Annotated in this window: 15 protein-coding genes; 4 read left to right on the forward strand and 11 right to left on the reverse strand. The window is 35.9% G+C overall.

Annotated features, from left to right (window positions below; all coding sequences use genetic code 11):
- Positions 1 to 6: 6 nt before the first annotated feature.
- The 3 genes from GN303_RS03050 to GN303_RS03060 are packed head-to-tail and all read right to left on the reverse strand — an operon-like array spanning position 7 to position 3,510.
- Complete coding sequence (locus tag GN303_RS03050; RefSeq protein ID WP_110438770.1) at positions 7 to 771, reverse strand: ABC transporter permease; 765 nt, start codon at positions 769 to 771, stop codon at positions 7 to 9.
- Complete coding sequence (locus GN303_RS03055) at positions 768 to 1,508, reverse strand: ABC transporter ATP-binding protein (protein WP_110438771.1); 741 nt, start codon at positions 1,506 to 1,508, stop codon at positions 768 to 770. The genes GN303_RS03050 and GN303_RS03055 overlap by 4 nt, the downstream gene beginning before the upstream one ends.
- Positions 1,501 to 3,510: a glycosyltransferase gene (locus GN303_RS03060; RefSeq protein WP_110438772.1), complete on the reverse strand. Its 2,010-nt coding sequence runs from the start codon at positions 3,508 to 3,510 to the stop codon at positions 1,501 to 1,503. Before GN303_RS03060 ends, GN303_RS03055 begins: the two co-directional genes overlap by 8 nt.
- A gap of 187 nt (positions 3,511 to 3,697) precedes the next feature.
- Here GN303_RS03060 and GN303_RS03065 point away from each other — a divergent pair, with 187 nt between their 5' ends.
- From GN303_RS03065 to GN303_RS03075, 3 genes are all read left to right on the forward strand, one after another.
- A complete protein-coding gene (locus GN303_RS03065) occupies positions 3,698 to 5,239 on the forward strand; it encodes an OprO/OprP family phosphate-selective porin (RefSeq protein WP_110438773.1) in 1,542 nt (513 codons plus the stop codon).
- Positions 5,240 to 5,448: 209 nt separating this feature from the next.
- Positions 5,449 to 6,843: an OprO/OprP family phosphate-selective porin gene (locus GN303_RS03070; RefSeq protein WP_110438774.1), complete on the forward strand. Its 1,395-nt coding sequence runs from the start codon at positions 5,449 to 5,451 to the stop codon at positions 6,841 to 6,843.
- Between the two features lie 180 nt (positions 6,844 to 7,023).
- On the forward strand, positions 7,024 to 8,526 hold the full coding sequence (locus GN303_RS03075) for an OprO/OprP family phosphate-selective porin (RefSeq protein ID WP_110438775.1): 1,503 nt from the start codon (positions 7,024 to 7,026) through the stop codon (positions 8,524 to 8,526).
- 4 nt (positions 8,527 to 8,530) lie between these two features.
- Here GN303_RS03075 and GN303_RS03080 read toward each other — a convergent pair whose 3' ends face one another.
- The 3 genes from GN303_RS03080 to GN303_RS03090 form a co-directional block, all read right to left on the reverse strand.
- On the reverse strand, positions 8,531 to 13,105 hold the full coding sequence (locus tag GN303_RS03080; RefSeq protein ID WP_110438776.1) for an AAA family ATPase: 4,575 nt from the start codon (positions 13,103 to 13,105) through the stop codon (positions 8,531 to 8,533).
- Positions 13,106 to 13,126: 21 nt separating this feature from the next.
- Entirely contained in the window at positions 13,127 to 13,759 is a 633-nt protein-coding gene (locus tag GN303_RS03085; protein ID WP_110438777.1) for a thioredoxin domain-containing protein, read from the reverse strand.
- A 153-nt stretch (positions 13,760 to 13,912) separates the two neighbouring features.
- Positions 13,913 to 14,257 carry a DMT family protein gene (locus GN303_RS03090; RefSeq protein WP_110438778.1) on the reverse strand — a complete coding sequence of 115 codons (345 nt, stop codon included), beginning with the start codon at positions 14,255 to 14,257 and terminating at the stop codon, positions 13,913 to 13,915.
- Between the two features lie 260 nt (positions 14,258 to 14,517).
- Between GN303_RS03090 and GN303_RS03095 the strand changes: the two genes are divergently transcribed.
- A complete protein-coding gene (locus tag GN303_RS03095; protein WP_110438779.1) occupies positions 14,518 to 15,477 on the forward strand; it encodes a carbohydrate kinase family protein in 960 nt (319 codons plus the stop codon).
- Positions 15,478 to 15,507: 30 nt separating this feature from the next.
- On the opposite strand, the gene GN303_RS03100 is transcribed toward GN303_RS03095, so the two are convergent.
- From GN303_RS03100 to GN303_RS03120, 5 genes are all read right to left on the reverse strand, one after another.
- Positions 15,508 to 16,491, reverse strand: a complete 984-nt coding sequence (locus GN303_RS03100) for a hemolysin family protein (protein WP_110438780.1) — start codon at positions 16,489 to 16,491, stop codon at positions 15,508 to 15,510.
- A gap of 2 nt (positions 16,492 to 16,493) precedes the next feature.
- Positions 16,494 to 16,991 (reverse strand): rRNA maturation RNase YbeY, encoded by a 498-nt coding sequence (gene ybeY / locus GN303_RS03105; RefSeq protein ID WP_110438781.1) that lies wholly within the window; start codon positions 16,989 to 16,991, stop codon positions 16,494 to 16,496.
- 14 nt (positions 16,992 to 17,005) lie between these two features.
- The gene (locus GN303_RS03110; RefSeq protein ID WP_110439002.1) at positions 17,006 to 17,977 is read right to left on the reverse strand and encodes a PhoH family protein; all 972 of its coding nucleotides are present in this window, start codon (positions 17,975 to 17,977) and stop codon (positions 17,006 to 17,008) included.
- Between the two features lie 126 nt (positions 17,978 to 18,103).
- Complete coding sequence (gene miaB, locus GN303_RS03115; RefSeq protein WP_110438782.1) at positions 18,104 to 19,486, reverse strand: tRNA (N6-isopentenyl adenosine(37)-C2)-methylthiotransferase MiaB; 1,383 nt, start codon at positions 19,484 to 19,486, stop codon at positions 18,104 to 18,106.
- Between the two features lie 275 nt (positions 19,487 to 19,761).
- Entirely contained in the window at positions 19,762 to 20,541 is a 780-nt protein-coding gene (locus GN303_RS03120; RefSeq protein WP_158523871.1) for a lysophospholipid acyltransferase family protein, read from the reverse strand.
- Between the last annotated feature and the right edge of the window lie 382 nt (positions 20,542 to 20,923).

A 20,923-nucleotide genomic window follows, 5' to 3' on the forward strand; every position in this document is an offset into this window, starting at 1 on the left:
TTAATTTTATTCATTTGACCAGGAAATTAAGGTTTTTGTTGTTAATGTAACGATTCCCCACAAACTCATTGTCATGAATGATAATATCAAAAGGGCGGCAAACATCAAATCTGTTTGAAAACGGTTGTTGGCGTTTTGCATTAAATATCCCAAACCGGAAGACGCTCCGACCCATTCTCCAATGACCGCACCGATGGGAGCGATAGCTGCCGCGATTTTCAAGCCTGACGAAAAAGCGGGTAAAGCAGCAGGAATACGTATAAATAAAAGTTGTCGTAAGGCAGAGGTATTCATGGTTTTGCTTAAATCAAGATATCCTTGAGGTGTTCTGTTTAGGCCATCAAAAAATGATGAGGTTACGGGAAAAAAAATCATTATAACGGTCATTACAACCTTTGAACTTATTCCGAAACCAAACCATAATACGAGTAAAGGGGCTAGAGCAAAGGTGGGAATTGATTGACTGATAATGATGATGGGCATTAACCAGTGACGGAGAAAAGGAACAAGTATCATAAAAAGAGCAAGAAACATTCCAAAAAAACATCCAATTACCAACCCTATTATGGTTTCTTGTGTTGTTGTAAGCGTGGCTTGCCATAAAAGCTGATGATTAATGTTTAGAGCCTGAATGACCGCTAAAGGTGAGGGTAAAAGATAAGCGGGGATGTAATTGAAAAAACTGATCAACCACCAGACAAAAATCAAGCTTCCGATTAATGAAACAATGCGGATACTTATTAAAAAAGATTCATGTAAATGAGTTTTCATGATTGTGTTTTTTCTATCAAAAGAGATAATAAATGGGCTTGGGCCTTTTGTAAGTCGAGATTTTCCAGCGGATGAGGTATAGATCCAGGAACTACCAAAGAATCGTATAGTTTTGCAGGAGTTCCTGCCATAATCTGAATTTGTTCTCCCAATCGACAAGCTTCGAAAGGATCATGTGTGATAAGAATAACCGTTTTACCTTTCAACAATTTTGCCGTATAGGTTTGCATGTTGGTTCGTGTTACACTATCCAATGCTGAAAAAGGTTCATCCATTAAAACGATGGGGCGATTTTCATACAGTGTTCTTGCAAGAGCGATACGTTGACGCATTCCGCCAGACAGTTCGGATGGATATGCATTTGCAACATGGGATAAGCCTACTTGTTTAAGGATATCTAAAGCTTTATGCCGATTTGGTTTTTCACCACGGAGTTTACTGCCTAGGGTGACATTATGTAGTATTCTTGCCCAAGGCATTAACAGATCCTGTTGTCCCATATAACTGATTCGTTTTGATAAAGATTTGTTATCATCCGCTTTGACGCTTCCCAGCTTACAATGTTGCAATCCTGCAATAATTTTTAAAAGACTACTTTTACCCACACCACTCGCACCAAGAATAATACTGAATTTTCCGGCTGGAAAAACAGTGTTTAGATTTTTGAACAATTGACAATTATTGAAGGTTAATGAAACATTCTCTATCAAAATGCTTGGGGGATTGTAATCAGACATTATTTTCAGTTAATCCAAATGGAATTGAAATGCGAGGGGGAAAGGCAAGCTGGTAATCTCTTCCACGTTGCAGGGAATAATTGGGATTATAAAATGGATCATGATTTATGATTTTTAAATGTTTTTTCTTCAGGGAAAGAATTTCCTGTCGTTCTTTTCCGGCACGTTCACCCTTGTAATGATTTCCGAGTGAAAGAGATTCGTAATGAATCAATTGTGCATTCTGACACTGGATGATATGATATTTTTTCTCTCTTAAACGTAAACAGAAATCAATATCGTTATATGCTATTTCAAATGTCTCATCAAATCCATTTACCTCGTTAAAAGCCAGACGACGAATAACCATACAGGCACCTGTCACGGCACTGACCTCATGATCATGCGTCAGGTAAAAATTATCTGACTTGTGAAAACGACCGGCATGTTCACATAAATTAGCGGCACCCATTATAACGCCCGCATGCTGAATATTTTTATCAGGATAAAATAGTTTTGCACCAACAGCACCTACTTTTTCATTTTGCATATGACCCATCATTAAGGATAACCAGTTTTGATCCAGAGGTTCAATATCATCGTTTATTAGGGCTATAAAAGGGTATTTAGAATGTCTGATGGCAACGTTGCAACTTTTCGAAAAATTGAATTGATCCGTTTCAACAAACAGAACTTTTAAATGTTTATGATACTGGAATGAACTGAGAAATTTCTCCTGTTGTTTTGTCAACGGTTTATTTTGCGAGATGACAAGAATAATTTCTAATCTTGGGTAAGAGGTTTTTTTTATTAGTTTTGTAATACATTGATGTATGGTTTCGGAACCGAGGGTTGTCGGGATGATGAGACTTACGGGATCTTGATAATTTATATAATTTATATCAAAGGGAAATATATGGGTATTAACGTTAAATTGCCAATTCAGCTCAGTTTTGAAAATTTTGATGATTTCAATTGTTTCATTTTTATCATGTAATGATATTTTTGCAGTTCTATGACTTAAGATCAGAGGGACATGATAAATAAAATGATTTTTTTTCCATAAATAAAGAGCTAAAGCCATTCTAATGGCATGGATGGAACGAATTGGAGAATCAAATTCTTTTATGAAATCATCAAATATATCTTTTCTGATAATCCATATATCTTGGGTAAGAAAACCTGTCAGTAGAATCGACAAGTTAAAATTTTGTTTGAATACAGGGTTGCTGTGTTCATTCAGATTATTGATTTCATCTGAATCAGCGTAAAGTGCGGCCGGATAATGTTGACGAGCAGCCTGATCGGCAAAAACAGCCAAACTGTGTTCTTCTAAAATTTCGTTTGAATTTTTAAGAATGATATAATGTGCTTGAAAAGCTTGGGGAGTGGTTCTTCCTCTAGTATTCGGATGTTGGTAAAAATTGTTCCAGTCAATTTCCATGGTTTTACCATAATATGTAAATAATGAAAAAACAGGCCATAGATGAATATAATTACTTTCATATAGTTTCTTTATCTCGTTACCATTCCAGTTTTCATATAAATTGTACCAATATTTATATGATAAATTAGGAAAAAATATTTGTTGATTTTGTAATAATCCCATTCGAATACGTTTGTTTAGATGAATGAAGGGATAACAAAAAATTTTTATAAAAGTAAAAGGATTTATAATAATTAATATTAAAGCCGTTGTTAAGCGGCTCAGAGCCCGAATTTTTACTGATGAAACTGATTGTAAAGCGGAATTAAAAATTTTGGCGATTGGATAGATTCGTAAACAGTTCGTTTTCTCAGGAAGATAAACAAGAGATACACGCCAAAAGTTGGGAAGAAACCTACCGGAGACAAGATAAGTTAAAGGTTCAAATGTTGGGTTATCCCTATGGTTTATATATAGATACAATGGGATCGTTTTGGGTAATTTTTTATGTAATTTTACGGAAATCAGGCACCATTTTTTTTGATATTTAGAGGGTAATAACCTTTCAAAATAGAAAAAATCTCGGAAAAGTGACATCTCATCTCACGTTTGTTATTCGACAATTATTTTAAATTATAAAATTATTAAAAACTTAATTTGGTTTATTTTAACATTTTTGAATAAAAATTGAAATATTTGTGAAATTATATTTCAATCTTAAGTGGCTTATAAATGGGTATTGAGCTTATTTTCGTCTAATAAAATTATATAGGGGTCATTGATAATGGTAAACAATATTGAAGCCGTACAAAGTAACCTCTCATATGGACGTAAAAAAGGGTTTTTACGATCATGTACAATGGGTATTCTTTTTTTGAAGATCTCGATTTCATTTTCTTATGCAAATGTCTATCAGACTAACCGATGGAGATCAAATATAACTCCTTTTTTAAATAAAGAAAAAGAAGAAAAAAAAGACAAAGATGAAAATGATCAACAGGCTGAATATATTTGTTATGAAAAATCCATCCGTTGCACAATGTGGAATGCGGATAGGGTCGTAAATGTTGATCCATATAAAGACCTTCATTATCAAGTAGGTTATTCAACGCTTGCCTTTCCAAAGGGAAGACCGACATTTTATTCAGCGAGTAAAAAACTTAGTATCGCTTTTGGTCTTTATATTAATTACGACATTGGGGCTTTATTAGGTCCAAACAAACGAGCAAATGGACCAAAAGTTTCAAGTTATCAAGGAACTTTACGTCGTGGACGTCCGATTATTGTTGTAAAATATACTGATTTCGCCTTAACGGTTACACCAGATATTGGACGTTTTGGACTTGAACATCATGATCTGTTCGGAGCGGATTTGAAATATACAGGTATTAAGAATCTGGTAATTGGAGGGGGTTTACTCCAACCCACTTTATCAATGTTGGATTCTGAAACTTCCAGGGGATTTTTTCTTGCAGAACGACCCATGGTTATCGATATGTTAAGAAATGTTGCCGGAGGGGAACCTCGTGCTGGTTTTAATGTTATTCATTGGGGGCAGCGATACCTTATCAGTGTTGGCTATACAGGGCAACGCGTTGGTAAAAAATTTACCAATTTTCAACAGGGGCAGAAGGGAGGCGTTTTAAGATTGGCGGGTCGTCCAATAGCTTCAAGAAATATTGATCTTCATTTGGGCGTAACAGGAACATTTGCCGTTCATGGTGAAAATAGAAAATATTCTATTGTAAGTTATAATGAATCCCGTCTTTTCCCATCCGCGGCAGATTTTAAGACAGGAACCATCAATGGTGTCAACAGTATATGGGCTGTAGGTCCTGAATTTGCCTTACGATGGAAAAGGTTGATTTTTCAAGGGGAATATTATTCATTTTTTATGCCAAGAAAGAATGAGGGATATGGACATAATGATAATCTTCATTTTTGGGGATGGTATGGAAGTTTAAATTACGCGATTTTCGGGGCTCATCGTCATTATTTACCCTCTCGCGCTATTTTTGCAGCACCAGAAGGTTCACTGTTTAATCCTGCCGCTGGGGATTGGGGAGCTTTGGAATGGTCAGTTCGTTGGAGTTATCTGAACCTCAATAGTCATGCTAGGGATTATGAAAATAACAAATATGCAGCAGGAGTGCAAGGTGGAAAACAGAAAGTCATAGCAACGGGGTTTAACTGGTATCCGTCACCACATTTCAGGGTGATGATTGATTATAATCATATAATTTCATCACGTTCTAGAAACAATTTATGGCATTTAAGAAAAAAGGATAGCAATCTAATAATTTCACGTTTACAACTAACTTTTTAAGGTTTTGAAGTGCTATTTTTAAAATTTATTTAACATGAAAAATTATTTTTTCTAAATATAATACTATATTTTAACGTAAATAAAAATATATTACAAAAATATTGTATACATAATCAATACTGGATACATTAATATTTGAAAAAAATAATTGAAAATTCTTTCAAAGATTAAACAGGTCTTTATTAAAGAAAATCCATGGAAATTGTAAAATGCGAAAATCTTATGAAACTTCTATGGCTTTTTCAAAATTCGGGATTTATTCAATATCATTATATTTTTTATTGAATTGGGTTTCAGCCGCGAAAGCCAATGATGATTCTTTATTCCAAACAAATCAAATCACTTATTTGGATCCATATAAAAATATAATTTATGACATGGGTGATTTTAAAATCAGCTTTCCCAAAGGTAAATTTTTATTAAAATCAATAGATAATCATTTCAGTCTATCAATTGGAACGTCCATTCAATATGATATTGGTGGTTTCATAGGATCCGATAAAAAACATAATCAACCCGATATGGGTGGGTCACAGGCTGTATTGAGGCGTGCAAGATTTATCATAACAATTACCTATGATAACTTTAAAATTATTGTTGCACCTGATGTTGGACGTGGTGCATTGGTTAATGATTCATTTCATGAGATTAATCTTAATTATACCGGGTTTCATCATACAGATTTATCCATTGGTTTGATACAACCATCAGTCACTTTGCTGGGATCTGAAACATCTGCAGGATTTACCCTGGTAGAACGCCCCATGATCATTGATCTTGTAAGAAATATAGCTGGTGCGAATGCCAGAATAGGATTTACAGCCTCTCATTGGGGAAAAAATTATTATATTGGCGCTTCAGTTACCGGACAGCGTTTTGGTAAATTTTATCAGGATTTTCAAAAGAATCAAAAAGGGGGAATTATTCGTGCTGTCATCCATCCAATAGGATCTCAAAATTATGATTTGCATATGGGAGTGAGTGGAACGGTCGCATTTCATGGAGATAATCGGAGATATTCCATGAATGCACTGCCAGAGGCCTTTATCTGGCCGGGGCGTCCCTATATTCGTACCGGAAAAATTAACGGGGTAAACAATGTTTGGGCAATAGGTCCTGAATTCGCCTTTAGATTCAACCGTTTTATTATTCAGTCAGAATATTACTCAATTGATTTGCAAAGAAATTCGGAAAATAATTCACGCCGATCAAATTTAAAGTTTGCTGGATGGTATGTCAGTACAAATTATGTCTTGTTCGGTCAACCAAGACAATATTTTTCCGAACGTGCCTATTTTTCCGCACCAAAAAATGCGCTTTTTAATCCAGTGGTAGGGGATTGGGGAGCACTGGAATGGACAGCACGCTGGAGCACCATGAATTTAAACAGCCATCGATACGATTGGGATAACGGCAAACCAAAAAATATACATGGTGGAAAACAGCACGTTATCGCAACAGGTTTCAATTGGTATCCAGCTGATCAGATGCGATTTTCGCTTGAATATAATTATGTTTTTGCCACTCGTTCAAGAAATAATTATTATAATAGTGCTGGTCGTAAAAGTAATATTCTCATTTCTCGTATCGAATTTAATTTTTAGAAATTTAATTCTCCCAAGGGCTTGATTTTTAGAGGTAAGGCTTTAAGCTGTTTTTGAGAATATACAAATTTAAAAGGATTTGAATGATTATTCATTACTGAAATGAGACAAAATTTATAAACAGAACTGCTCTGTTTAATCTTTCTTCAGTTTAAAGCTGTTAATACAGTAGGATCCTTCATGATTCAAAAAAATCGAATAAATAGTGTAGAGGCCTTATATAGGAATATAAGACCTATTTTGTCATGTTCATTTAATATTATTGTTTTAAAAGCTACTATTTCTTTTGCCTATGCCCAAACAGAACGTGTTTCTAATTCATTGATTTCTGCGTTGCCTAATTCCAGGAACAAACAATCCATCTACCTATGTTTGGATCATAAACAGGATTGTACAATGTGGAATGCTGACAAAATTCGAAACATTGATATTTATAGGGATATTTCTTATCAAATAGGTCATTTCAATTTGAATTTTCCCAAGGGACGTCCAACTCTGGTCTCCAGTGATCGTCGATTCAGTATCTCTCTTGGGGCAAGTATACAGTTTGATATTGGTGGGATTATAGGTCCGGATAATAAACGCAATGGATCCAGAATGGATGGTTCACAGGCATTTTTGCGTAGGGGGCGATTTAATGTTGCTATCCGCTATGATGATTTCATCATTAACATAACACCGGATGCAGGGCGCCCAGCATTGGTTAATAATTCCATTTATGAGGCCTATTTAAAATATGTCGGATTTGAAAACACCATTATCGCTATCGGTCTGTTACAACCTCCCATAACTATGCTGGATACTGAAAGCTCAAATGGATTTATTCTGGTTGAACGTCCAATGATTGTTGATCTGGTTAGAAATTTAACAGGATCAGATGCCCGTCTTGCCTTGATGATGACTCACTGGAATAAACGGTATTATCTTAGCGCTTCAGTTACCGGGCAAAGGTTGGGAGGAACCTATCAGGATTTTCAAAGAAATGAACTTGGCGGTATTGTAAGAGCGGCGGTAAGACCTTTAGCTATCAATCATTATGATATGCATTTGGGTTTATCAACAACTTTTGTGACACATGGTGATAGCCGAAAATATTCATTAAGTACGGGACAGGAGGGGCAAGTTTGGTTGGGCCGTCCTTATTTGCGAACAGGAACTGTTCAGGGTGTAAATAATATATGGGCAATAGGACCTGAATTTGCGGTAAGATTGAATCGTTTTCTGATACAGTCTGAATATTACTCCATGTTTTTGCAACGGGTTGCGGAAAAGTCAGGCAATAGGCCCAATTTGCATTTTTCTGGCTGGTATATTAGCGTCAATTATGTCCTGTTTGGACAACCAAGATCCTATGATGAAAGTAAAGCTGTTTTCACTCCCCCTGTCGGGAGCTTTTTCAATCCTGTCGCGGGAGAGTGGGGAGCTTTGGAATGGTCAATCCGATGGAGTAACATGAACCTTAATCATTATAAATATCGTATGAATGAAAACGGTCATTATCTTGGGGTTCAAGGAGGAAAACAAAATATATTTGCAACAGGGTTGAATTGGTATCCCTCGTCACATATGCGGATATCACTTGATTATAATCATGTAATGGCGACACGGTCTAGAAACAATTACTATAATTCAACTGGACGCACAAGTAATCTGGTTTTGTCCAGGGTACAATTTACATTTTGACAAACTAATAAAGTTCCAGTTGTTCATGTTGTTTATTTTGTTGAATTTTAACAGCATCTTCAAGATCAATTGAAATCAGTTGGCTTATGCCGCGTTCCTGCATCGTGACACCATAGAGGCGTTGCATGTGACTCATGGTAAGTTGATGATGGGTTACAACTAAAAAACGTGTCCCTGCATGTGACATGTCAGACAACAATCTACAGAAACGTTCAACATTGGGATCATCTAGAGGGGCATCAACTTCATCAAGAATACAAATTGGAACAGGATTACATCGGCTGACAGCAAATACAAGCGATAAGGTTGTCAACGCTTGCTCACCACCAGAAAGTAAAGAAAGCGTTGAAAGATTTTTTCCTGGAGGTTGAGCATAAATTTCCAAACCGGATTGTAATGGATCTTCATGAGGTAAAAGCTTAAGATAAGCTTGTCCGCCATTAAACATACGGGTAAATAATTCCTGAAAATGATGATCCACTTCCTTAAAAATAGCGTTTAATTTGCTTCTTCCCTGTTTATTAAGTTTATAGATAGATTCACGTAACTGTTGGATTGCTGTGGTTAATTCATTGAATTCGTTTTCAAGATGGTTAAGTTCTGTCAGTTTTTCCTGATATTCGAGGTCTGCCCGCAAATTGACAGCTCCAAGTGCTTCCCGCTGTGCCTTCAATGATGCAATTGAATTTTTTAATTTTTTTTCTGCCTGATCATCCAGATCATGATCATTTCTCTCGTTTGACAGGTTTTTGATTTCGTCGGTAATGTCGCTATCAAGTTGAGCAAATACAATCTCGGCTTGTTCTTTTTTGGTTTCGGCTTTTATAAGTTGTTCTTGAATTTTATTTTTTTCCAGCTTTATATTTTGTAAATTCTGTTCGGCATTTTTTTTTGCTTGATCATATTCTATATTTCTTTTTTGCAATTCTTGATAATTTGCAATAGATTGCCGTTCTGCATTTTTAAATTCATTAAGTTTGGATTTTAAGATTTCAGGTAGTTTATCTATATCTTTAAGTTGATTTTCAAGATTCAGTATTTTTTTTAGAATTTGCTCTTTTTCGTTTTGTCTTTCCCTGAAATGTTCTTGCCATTTGTCCAATTGCTGAGCAAGGGATTCTTTTTGAATGTCCAGATTATCTTTTTCTTGAAGAATTAAATGATAGTCAAGCCGTTTTTTTTCTTTTTCTGTTTCATTAATTCCATAGTCCTCTTTCAGTTTTTTTAATTTATTTTCCATTTCTTCACAATTAATGCGATGATTCAAATTATATTCCGCTTGATGAAAAAGAACGAAAATTTCTTTTAGATCGTTTTCAAGTTTATGACATCGTGGAGTCAGGGCATCCAGCCGGCTTTGCTGCTGAATAGTAATTTCCTTAAGAGATTGATAAGAAAATTGAGCCTGATTTAATTCAGTTTCCGTTTTTAGAAAAAATTCATTTTCATTATCTAACTTTTTGCTAAGCGTATTGATCGTATCTTCAATAACATGAACAGATTGAAATATTTCTTTAGGATTTTCTGCTTGATTAAGTTGTCTTTCCAAATTATTTAAATTTTTCCTATTTCTATCAATCTCTATTTCAAGATGTGCAAGTTTTTCCTGTAGAGATTCAATCTGGATTTTGTTTTGTGCATTTTGGTTCAAGCGTTGTTGATATTGTTCCTTGACTAAGGAATATTGATGTTCAAATCTATTAAAATCCTCTTTTTTTTGCTGAACAATCCGTTCTTTTTCTTGTTCTATAAGTAAATATTGATAAATTTTCTCTTTATCTGGCAAGGGTATCTGAGTCTTTTTATGTGCTTGTTCAAAATATAATTTTTTTGTTTTAAGTTCGTTTTGAGCCTGTTGGACAGCAGGTTCAATGGCGTTAAATTGAGTCTCGGCCATTCTGGCTTCATTTTGCAAAGCGTAAAAATCCTGAGTAATTATTTGTGCCCGTTTTTCAATATCCCTATATTCGCTTTTGATTTGCAATAATTTATTTTTAAATTGTATTTGTGTATTTTTTAATTGTTCATACAACTTTTCTATCTGTGGTGATTTTTGTAAATGACGTTTTAAATCCTCTTCGATATTTTGCAGAAGGTGTTTTTGAACCAATCGTTGTGCAGATTTGTTTTGAATGGCATGTGTTTGGTAATAACCATCCCAGCGCCAGATATCTCCTTGTTGAGTAGCCAGCATTTGCCCTGGTAAAAGATAGGGAAAAAGTTTATTCCCTTCTTCAACTGAATTTACAATTCCAATTTGCTGAAATGCTCTTTGTAAGGGCGGTGGCGGGGAAATAACATCAAACAGGGTTGGCAATGCACCTGTTAATGTTGTCTTGATATTACTTAGGGTAACCCAGCCCCGGGATGCATCAAGACCAGTTGGTGCATCAATAGTGTCATCAAAAATTGCAGCTATAGTTTTTATCCATTTTTGAGGTATTGATAAAGGATCAAGAACGGCTGGTAATTCAGTATTGATGTTTTCTTCTGATGTTTGTTTAAGGATTTGTGCCAATCCTTGCTGTCTTGCTTCTAAATTACGAATTTCACTTTCATGTTGTTGGACAATGGAAGACTGTTTTTCCAAAGCTTCTGTATTTTTCTTTAGGTCATTTTCTATTTGTTCAATTAATTGATGCTGTTTTTTTAATTGTAAATTAATATTTTCATATTGTGTTTGTTTTTCCTGAAGATATTCAGGAGCAATTAGCTGTTTGGCCAGATATTCCTGTTGTTTGGTTAAAGTCTCGAATGAATTCTGTGCCTGTTGTAAGTTGGTATGAATTATGTCAAGATTCTTTTTGTTTTGATCATGGATCTGTAATGCTTGATTATAAGAATTTTCCTGTTCAAGGCGTTTTTTTATGGCTGCTTGATGATGCTCGAGTGCCAAATCAATTTCTTTTTTACTTTTTTCAAGAGTAATTTGTGTGTTGATTAACTTTTCCTGAAATTGTTGTTGTTCTTCTGTTGTTAAAGACTGACTTTGCAGTTGAGTGATTTGATTTATAGTATTTTGATAATCATCATTTAATCGCTTTTTTTGTGATTTGATTTGTCTTATTGTCTGATTGAGATCATTATAATTTTTTTCTAACTGTTGGGCATGATAAGTTTGTTTTTCCTTTTCAAATTCCTTGGACTGAATGGTTTTCTGAAGAATTTGTCGGTTTGCTTCAATCTCCTCTAGTTTTTTTTCGAGAATATTTAGTTGCTCTCGTTTTTTTTGCAGTTTTTCAGCTGAAGGAAGTTTTTCAAGACAACTTTTTTGTTCGGATAAAAGCTGTTCATATTCGGATTGAAATTTGGTTTTTTCATCATTCACCTGATTAAAATATTGCGTTATCTCATGATTTTTATTTATAGATGCAGACAGTTTTTTTTCATCTTCATGGATTAAATCAAGCAGGATAGCACTTTTTTCTTTTAGGGTTTTAACCTCCTGTTCAATCTGGAGAATTTTTGTTGGATGATGGTCAAGTTTTTCATTAATTGTGTTGATTTTGATTAGAATATTTTCCTGATCGGATTGATTATTTTCAAGATGAGACTGTATGTCTATCAATTGGGTTTTGTTTTCTCTCAGCCGGTCATTCAATTGTTTTATTTCTTGTGTTTTCTGATTTAATTCATTTTCAAGTTCAGAAATCTGCTGGCGCTGATGATCACAATGAACGCGCGTCTGAATTTCCTGTTGATGCAGGGTAGCAGATTCTTTTTCCATAGCTTTCAGATTGTTGTGCAAATCCAGAATACAATTTTCTTTTTCCCTAATTCTACTTAGAATAATTGAAATTTGCATTTTAAGATCAAGAAGCTGTTTTTGCGCTCGTTGGTAATAAAGTATCTGCAAATTGGTTTCTTTATCGCGTACAGCTGTAGATATCTCACGGTATCTAGTGGCTTGTACAGATTGTTCTTTAAGTGTTTGGGTTTGATTTGTCAGCTGCTCTTTCAGGTCATTTAATCTGTCTAGATTTTCTTCAGTTGCTTTTAATTTCAGCTCTGCCTCTCGTCGACGGTTATATAACCCAGATATCCCTGCAGCTTCTTCTAGAACCTGTCTTCTTTCCTCTGGTGAGGCGGAAATAAGTTGTGCTATGCGATTTTGACTTATAATTGCTGTTGAACGTGGACCTGATCCAAGATCAGCAAATAGGGTTTGAATGTCCCTGGCGCGTTGTATTTTTCCATTAAGGCGATATTGACTGCCTCCTTCCCGTTCAATTTGGCGGGAAATCTCAATTTGATTTTGGTTATGAAAACAGTTTGGAATAACCTCATCAAACCCGTTTTCGGTTTGGTTTTTAATATTTTCAAGAGTTATTGCAACTTCGCCAATGTTAAAGGCTGCACGTCGTGCAGTTCCTGCAAATATGACATCATCCATTCCTGTACCCCGCAGGGAACGGGCGGAACTTTCCCCCATAACCCAGCGAATAGCCTCTACAATATTTGATTTACCACATCCATTGGGACCAACTATACCAGTTAATCCAGGTAAAATATCAAGTGAAGTCGTATTTGCGAAACTTTTAAAACCAGAAATTTTTAAATGGGTAAAATATATTGACATATAAGTTTGTTGGTAATGAAATTATGAAGGTACAGTTCTTGTCAACGCATCATTAACTTCCTGATCAAATTTATCAAGCGTTAATTCACCGACAACCTTTTTACCGTTGAAGATAAAGGTTGGTGTACTGTCTATTTTGAAATGTTTTTCAGCGTAATTGCTTTCTTCCAATATTATTTTTTGAATTGCATCATCATGAGTTACCTGCTGAAAACGCTCTTTGGACATACCAGCCAAAATCGAATATTTTTGCAATTCTTGCAAGGGATCAGCATTTTCATTGAAAGCCCATTGATCAAGATTACTCAGGAGGGCTGTAATAAACGGTTTATATTGATCTACTGGTAGGGAGCGTGCCACAATCGCGGCTTTTAGAGCTACTTTATCTAGGGGAAAATCTTTAAAAATGTAGAAAACTTTTCCAGTATCAATATATTTTTTTTGTATTTGAGGAAGTATATCATGTGCAAAACGTCCACAATGCACACAGGTTAGCGAAAACCATTCTTCAACATGAACTTTTGCATTGGAATTCCCGAGTGTACGAGGAGTTGAAAATTTTTTAGGTATTTCCGCATGAGTGGGAATTTTGGTCGCCATAATAGTCAAAACAGGCAAAACTGAGGCTAGTAAGGAGCGTCGTGTTATGGACATGATATTATTTCCAGTAAAATAAGTTTAAGTATGAGAGAAATTACAATTTAGATAATAATCCAAAGGATTGGTAAAATTATTAATTATTTCTCATTTATAATTTTTATAACAAAGAAAAACCATACAGTTCTGGAAAGCAAGTTAAAAAAATTCTCAACCACTACGAAATATAAAGTATACAGCACCCATAACGCATAAACCGGCCCATAAATAATCAAGCTTAAAAGACTGATGCATGAAAAATATGCTGAAAGGGATAAATACGGAAAGAGTTATTGCTTCCTGCATGATCTTTAACTCACCAAGAGATAGTTTTGTAAACCCAATCCTGTTGGCAGGAACCTGGATAAGATATTCTCCAAGAGCGATGCCCCAGCTGATTAATGCAGCTATATACCAGGGTTTGCCGGATAATGTTTTTAAATGACCATACCATGCATAGGTCATGAACAAATTTGAGCAGACAAGCATCAATGCTGTAATAAGCCAAACAGGCATATATTTTCCTTATGTTCGTAGGGTTGTTGGTGATATCAATCTTGGAATGATTGAAATGAATAAGATGTAAAGAGTAATATTATTTCCAATATAATTTATTTAAAAATGAATTTTTAAATAAATTGGGATTGTTATTTGTGTCTCGATTTCTATTTTTTAAAATATTAATACTGGTTTTTTAATTTGTATTCCCTAATATAATGTTGGTAACATCTTGGTGATTCATCAAAATATGCAGTATTTTCAAAAAGGAGATTTGGATGATTATTGTTTGTGGTGATGTTTTAATTGACTTCATTCCCGATAAAACAAAAGATGGTGCAGATTGCTATTGTCCAGCCCCGGGCGGATCTTGTGCAAATATATCTGTTGCAATAGGTCGTCTTGGTGGCGCTGTCGGATTTATGGGAGGAATTTCCACTGATTTTTGGGGTGAGAAATTGATGGAATTTCTCGAAACATCCAACGTTGATGTAAGATATGTTGCTAGAGGAAACCAACAAACAACCCTTGCCTTTGTTGAATTGGGCAATGAAGAACCCGCCTATGCCTTTTATGATGAAAATACTGTATCGAGATTATGGGTCCGTTCACAATCCCCCGGATTTTCCGACGATGTCAATTTGATCCACATTGGTTCTACTTCTCTGATTGAACCTCCTATTTCTGAATCTTGTGAGCAGATGTTCAGAATGGAAAAAGGAAAAAGAATTTTATCAATTGATCCAAATTGTCGACCCAGCAATACACATCATCCAGCTGTTTATAGAGCACGTATGGCACGTCTGACAGCCATGGCGGATATTATTAAATTATCCAAATCTGATCTGGAATTCTTATTGCCTGACACCAGAGTTGATGATGCTGCCAAACATTGGATCAATCAGGGTACCTCCATTGTTATTATTACACGTGGAAGCAAGGGTGTTCTTTGTTATCTGCCAGGTCATGAAGTCATTGATGTTCCACCTGATTATATTGATGATGTGGTAGATTCAATCGGGGCAGGGGATACCTTTATGGCGGCAACCCTGACCTATTTACAAAAAAATGGATTTTTGACACTTGACAAAATTAAGATTATCACGCCTGCTGAAATTACCAAAGCCTTAAAATATGCATCGGTTGCTGCGGCAATGATTTGTGAACGGCGTGGAGCCAATCCTCCTTGGGAACAAGAGGTTGATGAACGGATTAAAAGGAAAGCTATAAAATTATAGAGTGATATGAACCCTGTTTGATAATCAGGGTTATATATTGTTTGAATTGGTTTCTGATAGGGTGTCTGAATCGTTGGATGTGGGTAAAGACCAGTTCTGAGGGATATGCATTCGCAGACGACGTATATGTCGCGGGTCAGCCTCCAGAACCCTGAATATCAATCCAGATGGGTGAGTTAATACCTCTCCCTTGGTCGGAATATGTTCAGCCAGATGGAAAACAAGTCCACCCAACGTATCCATATCTGAATTTTTTTCTTCTTCGGTCAAGAATGTTCCAATTTTTTCCTCAAGATCTTCAAGATGTGCTCTTGCATCCACATCCAGCGTATTGTTTCCCCGTTCGATAATCATGTTGGCCTCAGGTTCATCATGTTCATCAGCAATATCGCCCACGATTGTTTCCACTAGATCTTCAATCGTTATCAATCCATCAATGCTGCCATACTCATCAATTACCAGCCCCAAATGAATCCGGTGTACACGCATTTGTAGCAGGAGATCAAGAACTGGTATTTGAGGTGCGATAAAAAGGGGCTGTCGAATGACTTTACCAAAATCGAAATCTTCACTGTGTCCAATATAGGAAATAAGATCCTTAACGTGCAACATCCCCTGGATATTGTCTAATTCCTGATGATAGACAGGAACTCGGGAATGATTTTCATGCTGCATAATTTCCAGTGCCTGCTTGAAACTGATTGAATCATCAATGGCAAATATATCAGCTCTTGGTATCATTACATCATCAGCCGTTTTATCTTTCAATCTCAATATATTGGAGATCAGTAATCGCTCATGTGGATTGAATTCCTCCTTGTTGTCATCGGGAATTGTAGGTAAATGATTGTTTTTGTCATCTACAAGGTTGACAATTGATTGTCGCAAATTGTGCTGATATCTTTGATGGAACCAACGTTTAAAAAAAGATTTGTAACGGTTTGGCTTTGTGTTTGATTGTGACTGTTCTGATGCGGTATTATTCGGCGCATTATTACCTGGCGCACGAAACATGGCTATATACTCCCAAAAGACGAGTTTTTCCAGGGATTCGGGATCCTGATTTTACCTAAAAGATAGGATTCCTTCATTTCCATGGTTTTTGTTTCATTACATTTAAGGTGGTCATATCCCTTTAAATGTAATAAGCCGTGAAAAATAAGGTGTGTCAAATGATGGCGCATTGGTTTTCGGGCTCGACGGGATTCTTTTTGAATGGTTTCCAGGGCAAGAATAATGTCCCCTCCATAGGATTGGGGATCTGGATGCTCAAAAGTAAGAACATTTGTAGGCTTATTTTTATTCCTGAATTGGCAATTCAATTTTCGTATTGTCTGGTCATTGGCAAAACAAAGCGTGGTTTGTTCAGCAAAAGGTTGCAGGGTATAAATACGGTATATCAATTCCTTGAGATCAGGAATCAGTTTATACCACCTCTTGTCTTGTATAATTACTACTTCACTAAAAAGAAAATCAAGAATTTGATATCGATATTGCCGGAAGAGGGATGTCATCAGGAAATTTCTTTCTAGGATTTATTCTCGGAAAATATTTTTAATTTTGCTGACTGTTTGTCATAAGCCCTTACAATACGGTTAACAAGAGGATGTCTGACAACATCTTCCGCCTTGAAACGAAGAATCTCAATACCGGAAACACCCTGTAACGTATCAATTGCATCCTTTAATCCTGATTTGATCATGGGGGGCAGATCAATTTGGCTAAGATCACCGGTTATGACCATTCGTGAACCAGCCCCTAACCGTGTCAAAAACATTTTCATCTGAGCAGGAGTGGTATTTTGGGCTTCATCAAGTATGATATAGGCATGTTCAAGTGTTCTACCTCGCATAAAGGCAAGGGGAGCCACTTCAATTTCCCCGCTGGTCAGTCTTTTGACAACTTGATCTCCTGGCATCATGGCGTATAGAGCATCGTAAAGGGGACGAAGATATGGGTCAATTTTGTCTTTCATATCTCCAGGCAGAAATCCCAATCGCTCGCCAGCCTCTACAGCGGGACGAGATAGAATAATACGATCAATCTGACCAGATAAAAGCATGGAAACTGCTTGGGCTACAGCAAGAAATGTTTTTCCTGTTCCAGCAGGGCCAATTCCGAAAACCATTTCATTTCTTGCTAGCATTTTCAAATAGTTTGCCTGTCCCGTTGTACGAGGTGAAATAGTACCTTTACGTACAGAAATTGTTGGAATTGATTCTGGTTGTTTGAGTTCCATGGATTCAGGAGGTTCATTTTGTTTTGATGGATAAAGAATGGATAAGAGTCCGTTATAGGCCATGCGTATGAAATTATTAACGATGGTAGAGTTAATTTCATTATGGGTATATATATGTTGATACAGATTGCTTACTACTGTTTTAGCAAGTTCAACCTGTTGGATATCCCCTTCTATGACCAGATAGTTTCCCCGACAACCCATGTTGACCTGAAGTTCGTTTTCAATTTGAACCAAATAACGGTCATGATCTCCCAACATTTGAGCCAGTAATAAATTGTCAGGAAATTGCAGGGTTGTTTTTAAAAAAGATTCGTTTTTTACTTCTTCTGATAAAAGAATGGGATAAATCTGTAGGGAAACTTTATTATTCAAAATGGTTCCTTTTTAAACTAATGTTCCTGAAAGCGAATTTGTCAAAGATTTATCAATTCTAACTTGACATTCCCGACCGATTAGCGATGTGTCACCCTGAATGTGAACCGCTTGCAAATAGGGGGATTTTCCCGTTATCTGACCTTGTTTTCGACCTTTACCAACAAAAAGGATGGGAATGGTACGTCCGACCGTATTCTGGTTAAATTGATCTTGCTGTTCTCTTAACAAAGCCTGTAAGGCCTGAAGACGAGCATCTTTTTCTTCTTCCCTAACCTGATGCATGGAAATAGCGGCAGCCGTTCCGGGTCTGGGGGAATATTTAAAGGAAAAAGTTTGTGAAAACTGAACGTCACGGATAAGTTGCATGGTATCTTCAAAATCTTTTAGGTTTTCACCAGGATGACCGACAATAAAGTCTGAAGATAAAGCAATATCAGGACGTGCCTTGCGCAATTTATCTATAATCTTACGGTATTCATCAGCTGTATGTCCACGGTTCATGGCCTTGAGAATACGGTCTGATCCGGACTGAACTGGCAAATGCAGAAATGGCATTAATGCAGGTAAATCACGATGTGCGTTGATAAGGCTGTCATCCATATCCCTTGGATGGGAAGTCGTGTAACGAATACGGCTTAATTCTGGTAATGATGAAAGTTTTTCTGCAAGACGAGCAAGATTCCAAATGTTTCCGTCAGGACCCTCTCCATGATAGGCATTGACGTTTTGACCAAGTAAAGTGATTTCCTTTACGCCAATACTGCAAAGATGAGTAGCTTCATCAAGAATTGTCTGTACAGGACGACTGACTTCGGCACCACGTGTATAGGGAACAACACAGAATGAACAAAATTTATCACATCCCTCTTGAATTGTTAAGAAAGCACTGTAACCTGTATTTTCCTGAGGTATGGGCAAAAAATCAAATTTGCTTTCAACAGGAAAATCGGTTTCGATTATGCTCCCCGATTGCCGGGCCACTTCCAAAATCATTTTTGGAAGACGGTGATAAGTTTGAGGACCTAACACGATATCAACATAGGGAGCCCTCTGAAGAATGATATTTCCCTCAGCCTGAGCTACACATCCAGCCACTGCTATAAGGGTGGGGTTCCCCAGCTGATTGCGATATTCCTTTATCTGTTTCAAACGTCCTAGTTCTGAAAAAACCTTTTCAGTGGCTTTATCGCGTATATGGCAAGTGTTAAGAATGAGAACATCCGCCTGTTCAGCTTTATCCGTTACTTTGTATCCTAATGGACGCAGCAAATCGACCATTCGGTTGCTGTCATAAACATTCATTTGACATCCCCATGTGATTATATGCAGATATCGCCGTGATGTTTCATTATCTAAATGTGCATTTGTCAAAGTAAAGTCTCGTTGAACCATATCAGGATTTTGCCTTGGTATTAGGATATTTTTGAATTACAATAAAATACACTTTTTATAAAAAGACAGGAATAGATACAAGCTATTTATCCATTAATATATGAAAATTAATATTCAAATTGAAGATAAGTAAAAGGTTTTTATTATTTAAATATGAATTAATATTTTGTATATCCAGAAATGTTGCAAGAAAAAATTGAATTAGTTCATTAACATTTATATAACTTAATATAGGTATGATAAATCGTAATTCATATTTTATCGGATAGAAAATATCAAATTATTTTCTTTATTTCATCTTTAGAATGGTTTGATCTTAATGCAATAGTACCCTTGGCAATAATATCCCAGGTTTCCTGCGCAAGATGTTTACGGGTCTTGAAATTTTCTGGATATAAAGGATCATGAAAAATAACGGATGCATGCATATCGGAATATTGACTGAGATTCCATAAATGTGGTGCCAATTCCATATCACCATACCAGCAGTAAATGGGTCGGGTGAACCTGTTGACAGGTAACATGTCCAAACGATCATATGTAATTGAAATTGGTTGAATAATGGGTGTTTTATAAGTTATGGTGTTCTTACCATGGGGTTTTGCCAATGCAAAAAAAGATGACATAAAAGGGTATAAATGCGATCCATCAGAAGAGGTGCCTTCTGGAAATAAGATTAGGCTATCATTGTTTTTTAATCTTGATTGTAGTTCAATTTGTTCTTTAGCTGTTGAGTGTCGTTGTCTGCTGACAAAGGAGACGCGGCCAAGTTTACATAAAATACTGATAAGAGGCCAGGTTCCGACTTCCTTTTTTGCAACAAAACATCCAGGCAATAATCCGCCTATAGTGACGATATCCAGCCATGAACAATGATTGGCAATGTATAAGATTGGACGATCCTGTCCTTTTTTTGAGTCCAGGGCAATAATCTTGCCGAAGGTATGAAGGCGTAGCCCCAGTAATTTTCCTACAATATACCAATAATACCTTGCAAAATTGGTTTTTAATTTTCCAGGGAGTTTGACAAAGATTGATTGTACTGGAATAGCCATTCCAGTCCATCCCAAAATGGTGAAGATTCTGAGAATTGCCCTAATTTTTTTCAAAAATTTAGGATTATAGGTATTAACTGCATTTTCATTATTGTCAAATAATGAATTGAAACCTATACGTGACCTATCTTTAATTTTTTTATTATTTGACTGAAGAATAATATTCTTAATTTTGGATAACATAAATAACAAAATTCATAATTTTAACAAAAAATAAAATACAGTTTTCTCAGTATTGTAATATAAAAGTAATAATCACGGGCTTTATAATTGTTATCTGAAAATATGTGTAACGACAAGATTTATTCATAAAGAAAAATTTAAAATAATTTACCAAATTTTTGGCGTTTTTTTATTTTAATGTATTTTTCTTTTGAAGAGT

Origin of the sequence: Commensalibacter melissae (assembly GCF_009734185.1) — a bacterium.
Classification (GTDB): domain Bacteria; phylum Pseudomonadota; class Alphaproteobacteria; order Acetobacterales; family Acetobacteraceae; genus Commensalibacter; species Commensalibacter melissae.

Excerpts from the sequence above, each read along its gene's own strand:
- GN303_RS03055 (WP_110438771.1), bottom strand. The coding sequence starts at position 1,508 with ATGTCTGATTACAATCCCCCAAGCATTTTGATAGAGAATGTTTCATTA.
- GN303_RS03065 (WP_110438773.1), top strand. The coding sequence starts at position 3,698 with ATGGTAAACAATATTGAAGCCGTACAAAGTAACCTCTCATATGGACGT.
- GN303_RS03050 (WP_110438770.1), bottom strand. The coding sequence starts at position 771 with ATGAAAACTCATTTACATGAATCTTTTTTAATAAGTATCCGCATTGTT.
- GN303_RS03060 (WP_110438772.1), bottom strand. The coding sequence starts at position 3,510 with ATGTCACTTTTCCGAGATTTTTTCTATTTTGAAAGGTTATTACCCTCT.
- GN303_RS03080 (WP_110438776.1), bottom strand. The coding sequence starts at position 13,105 with ATGTCAATATATTTTACCCATTTAAAAATTTCTGGTTTTAAAAGTTTC.
- GN303_RS03070 (WP_110438774.1), top strand. The coding sequence starts at position 5,449 with ATGCGAAAATCTTATGAAACTTCTATGGCTTTTTCAAAATTCGGGATT.
- GN303_RS03120 (WP_158523871.1), bottom strand. The coding sequence starts at position 20,541 with ATGGCTATTCCAGTACAATCAATCTTTGTCAAACTCCCTGGAAAATTA.
- GN303_RS03110 (WP_110439002.1), bottom strand. The coding sequence starts at position 17,977 with ATGTTGGGAGATCATGACCGTTATTTGGTTCAAATTGAAAACGAACTT.
- GN303_RS03095 (WP_110438779.1), top strand. The coding sequence starts at position 14,518 with ATGATTATTGTTTGTGGTGATGTTTTAATTGACTTCATTCCCGATAAA.
- GN303_RS03090 (WP_110438778.1), bottom strand. The coding sequence starts at position 14,257 with ATGCCTGTTTGGCTTATTACAGCATTGATGCTTGTCTGCTCAAATTTG.
- GN303_RS03085 (WP_110438777.1), bottom strand. The coding sequence starts at position 13,759 with ATGTCCATAACACGACGCTCCTTACTAGCCTCAGTTTTGCCTGTTTTG.
- ybeY (WP_110438781.1), bottom strand. The coding sequence starts at position 16,991 with ATGACATCCCTCTTCCGGCAATATCGATATCAAATTCTTGATTTTCTT.
- GN303_RS03075 (WP_110438775.1), top strand. The coding sequence starts at position 7,024 with ATGATTCAAAAAAATCGAATAAATAGTGTAGAGGCCTTATATAGGAAT.
- miaB (WP_110438782.1), bottom strand. The coding sequence starts at position 19,486 with ATGGTTCAACGAGACTTTACTTTGACAAATGCACATTTAGATAATGAA.
- GN303_RS03100 (WP_110438780.1), bottom strand. The coding sequence starts at position 16,491 with ATGTTTCGTGCGCCAGGTAATAATGCGCCGAATAATACCGCATCAGAA.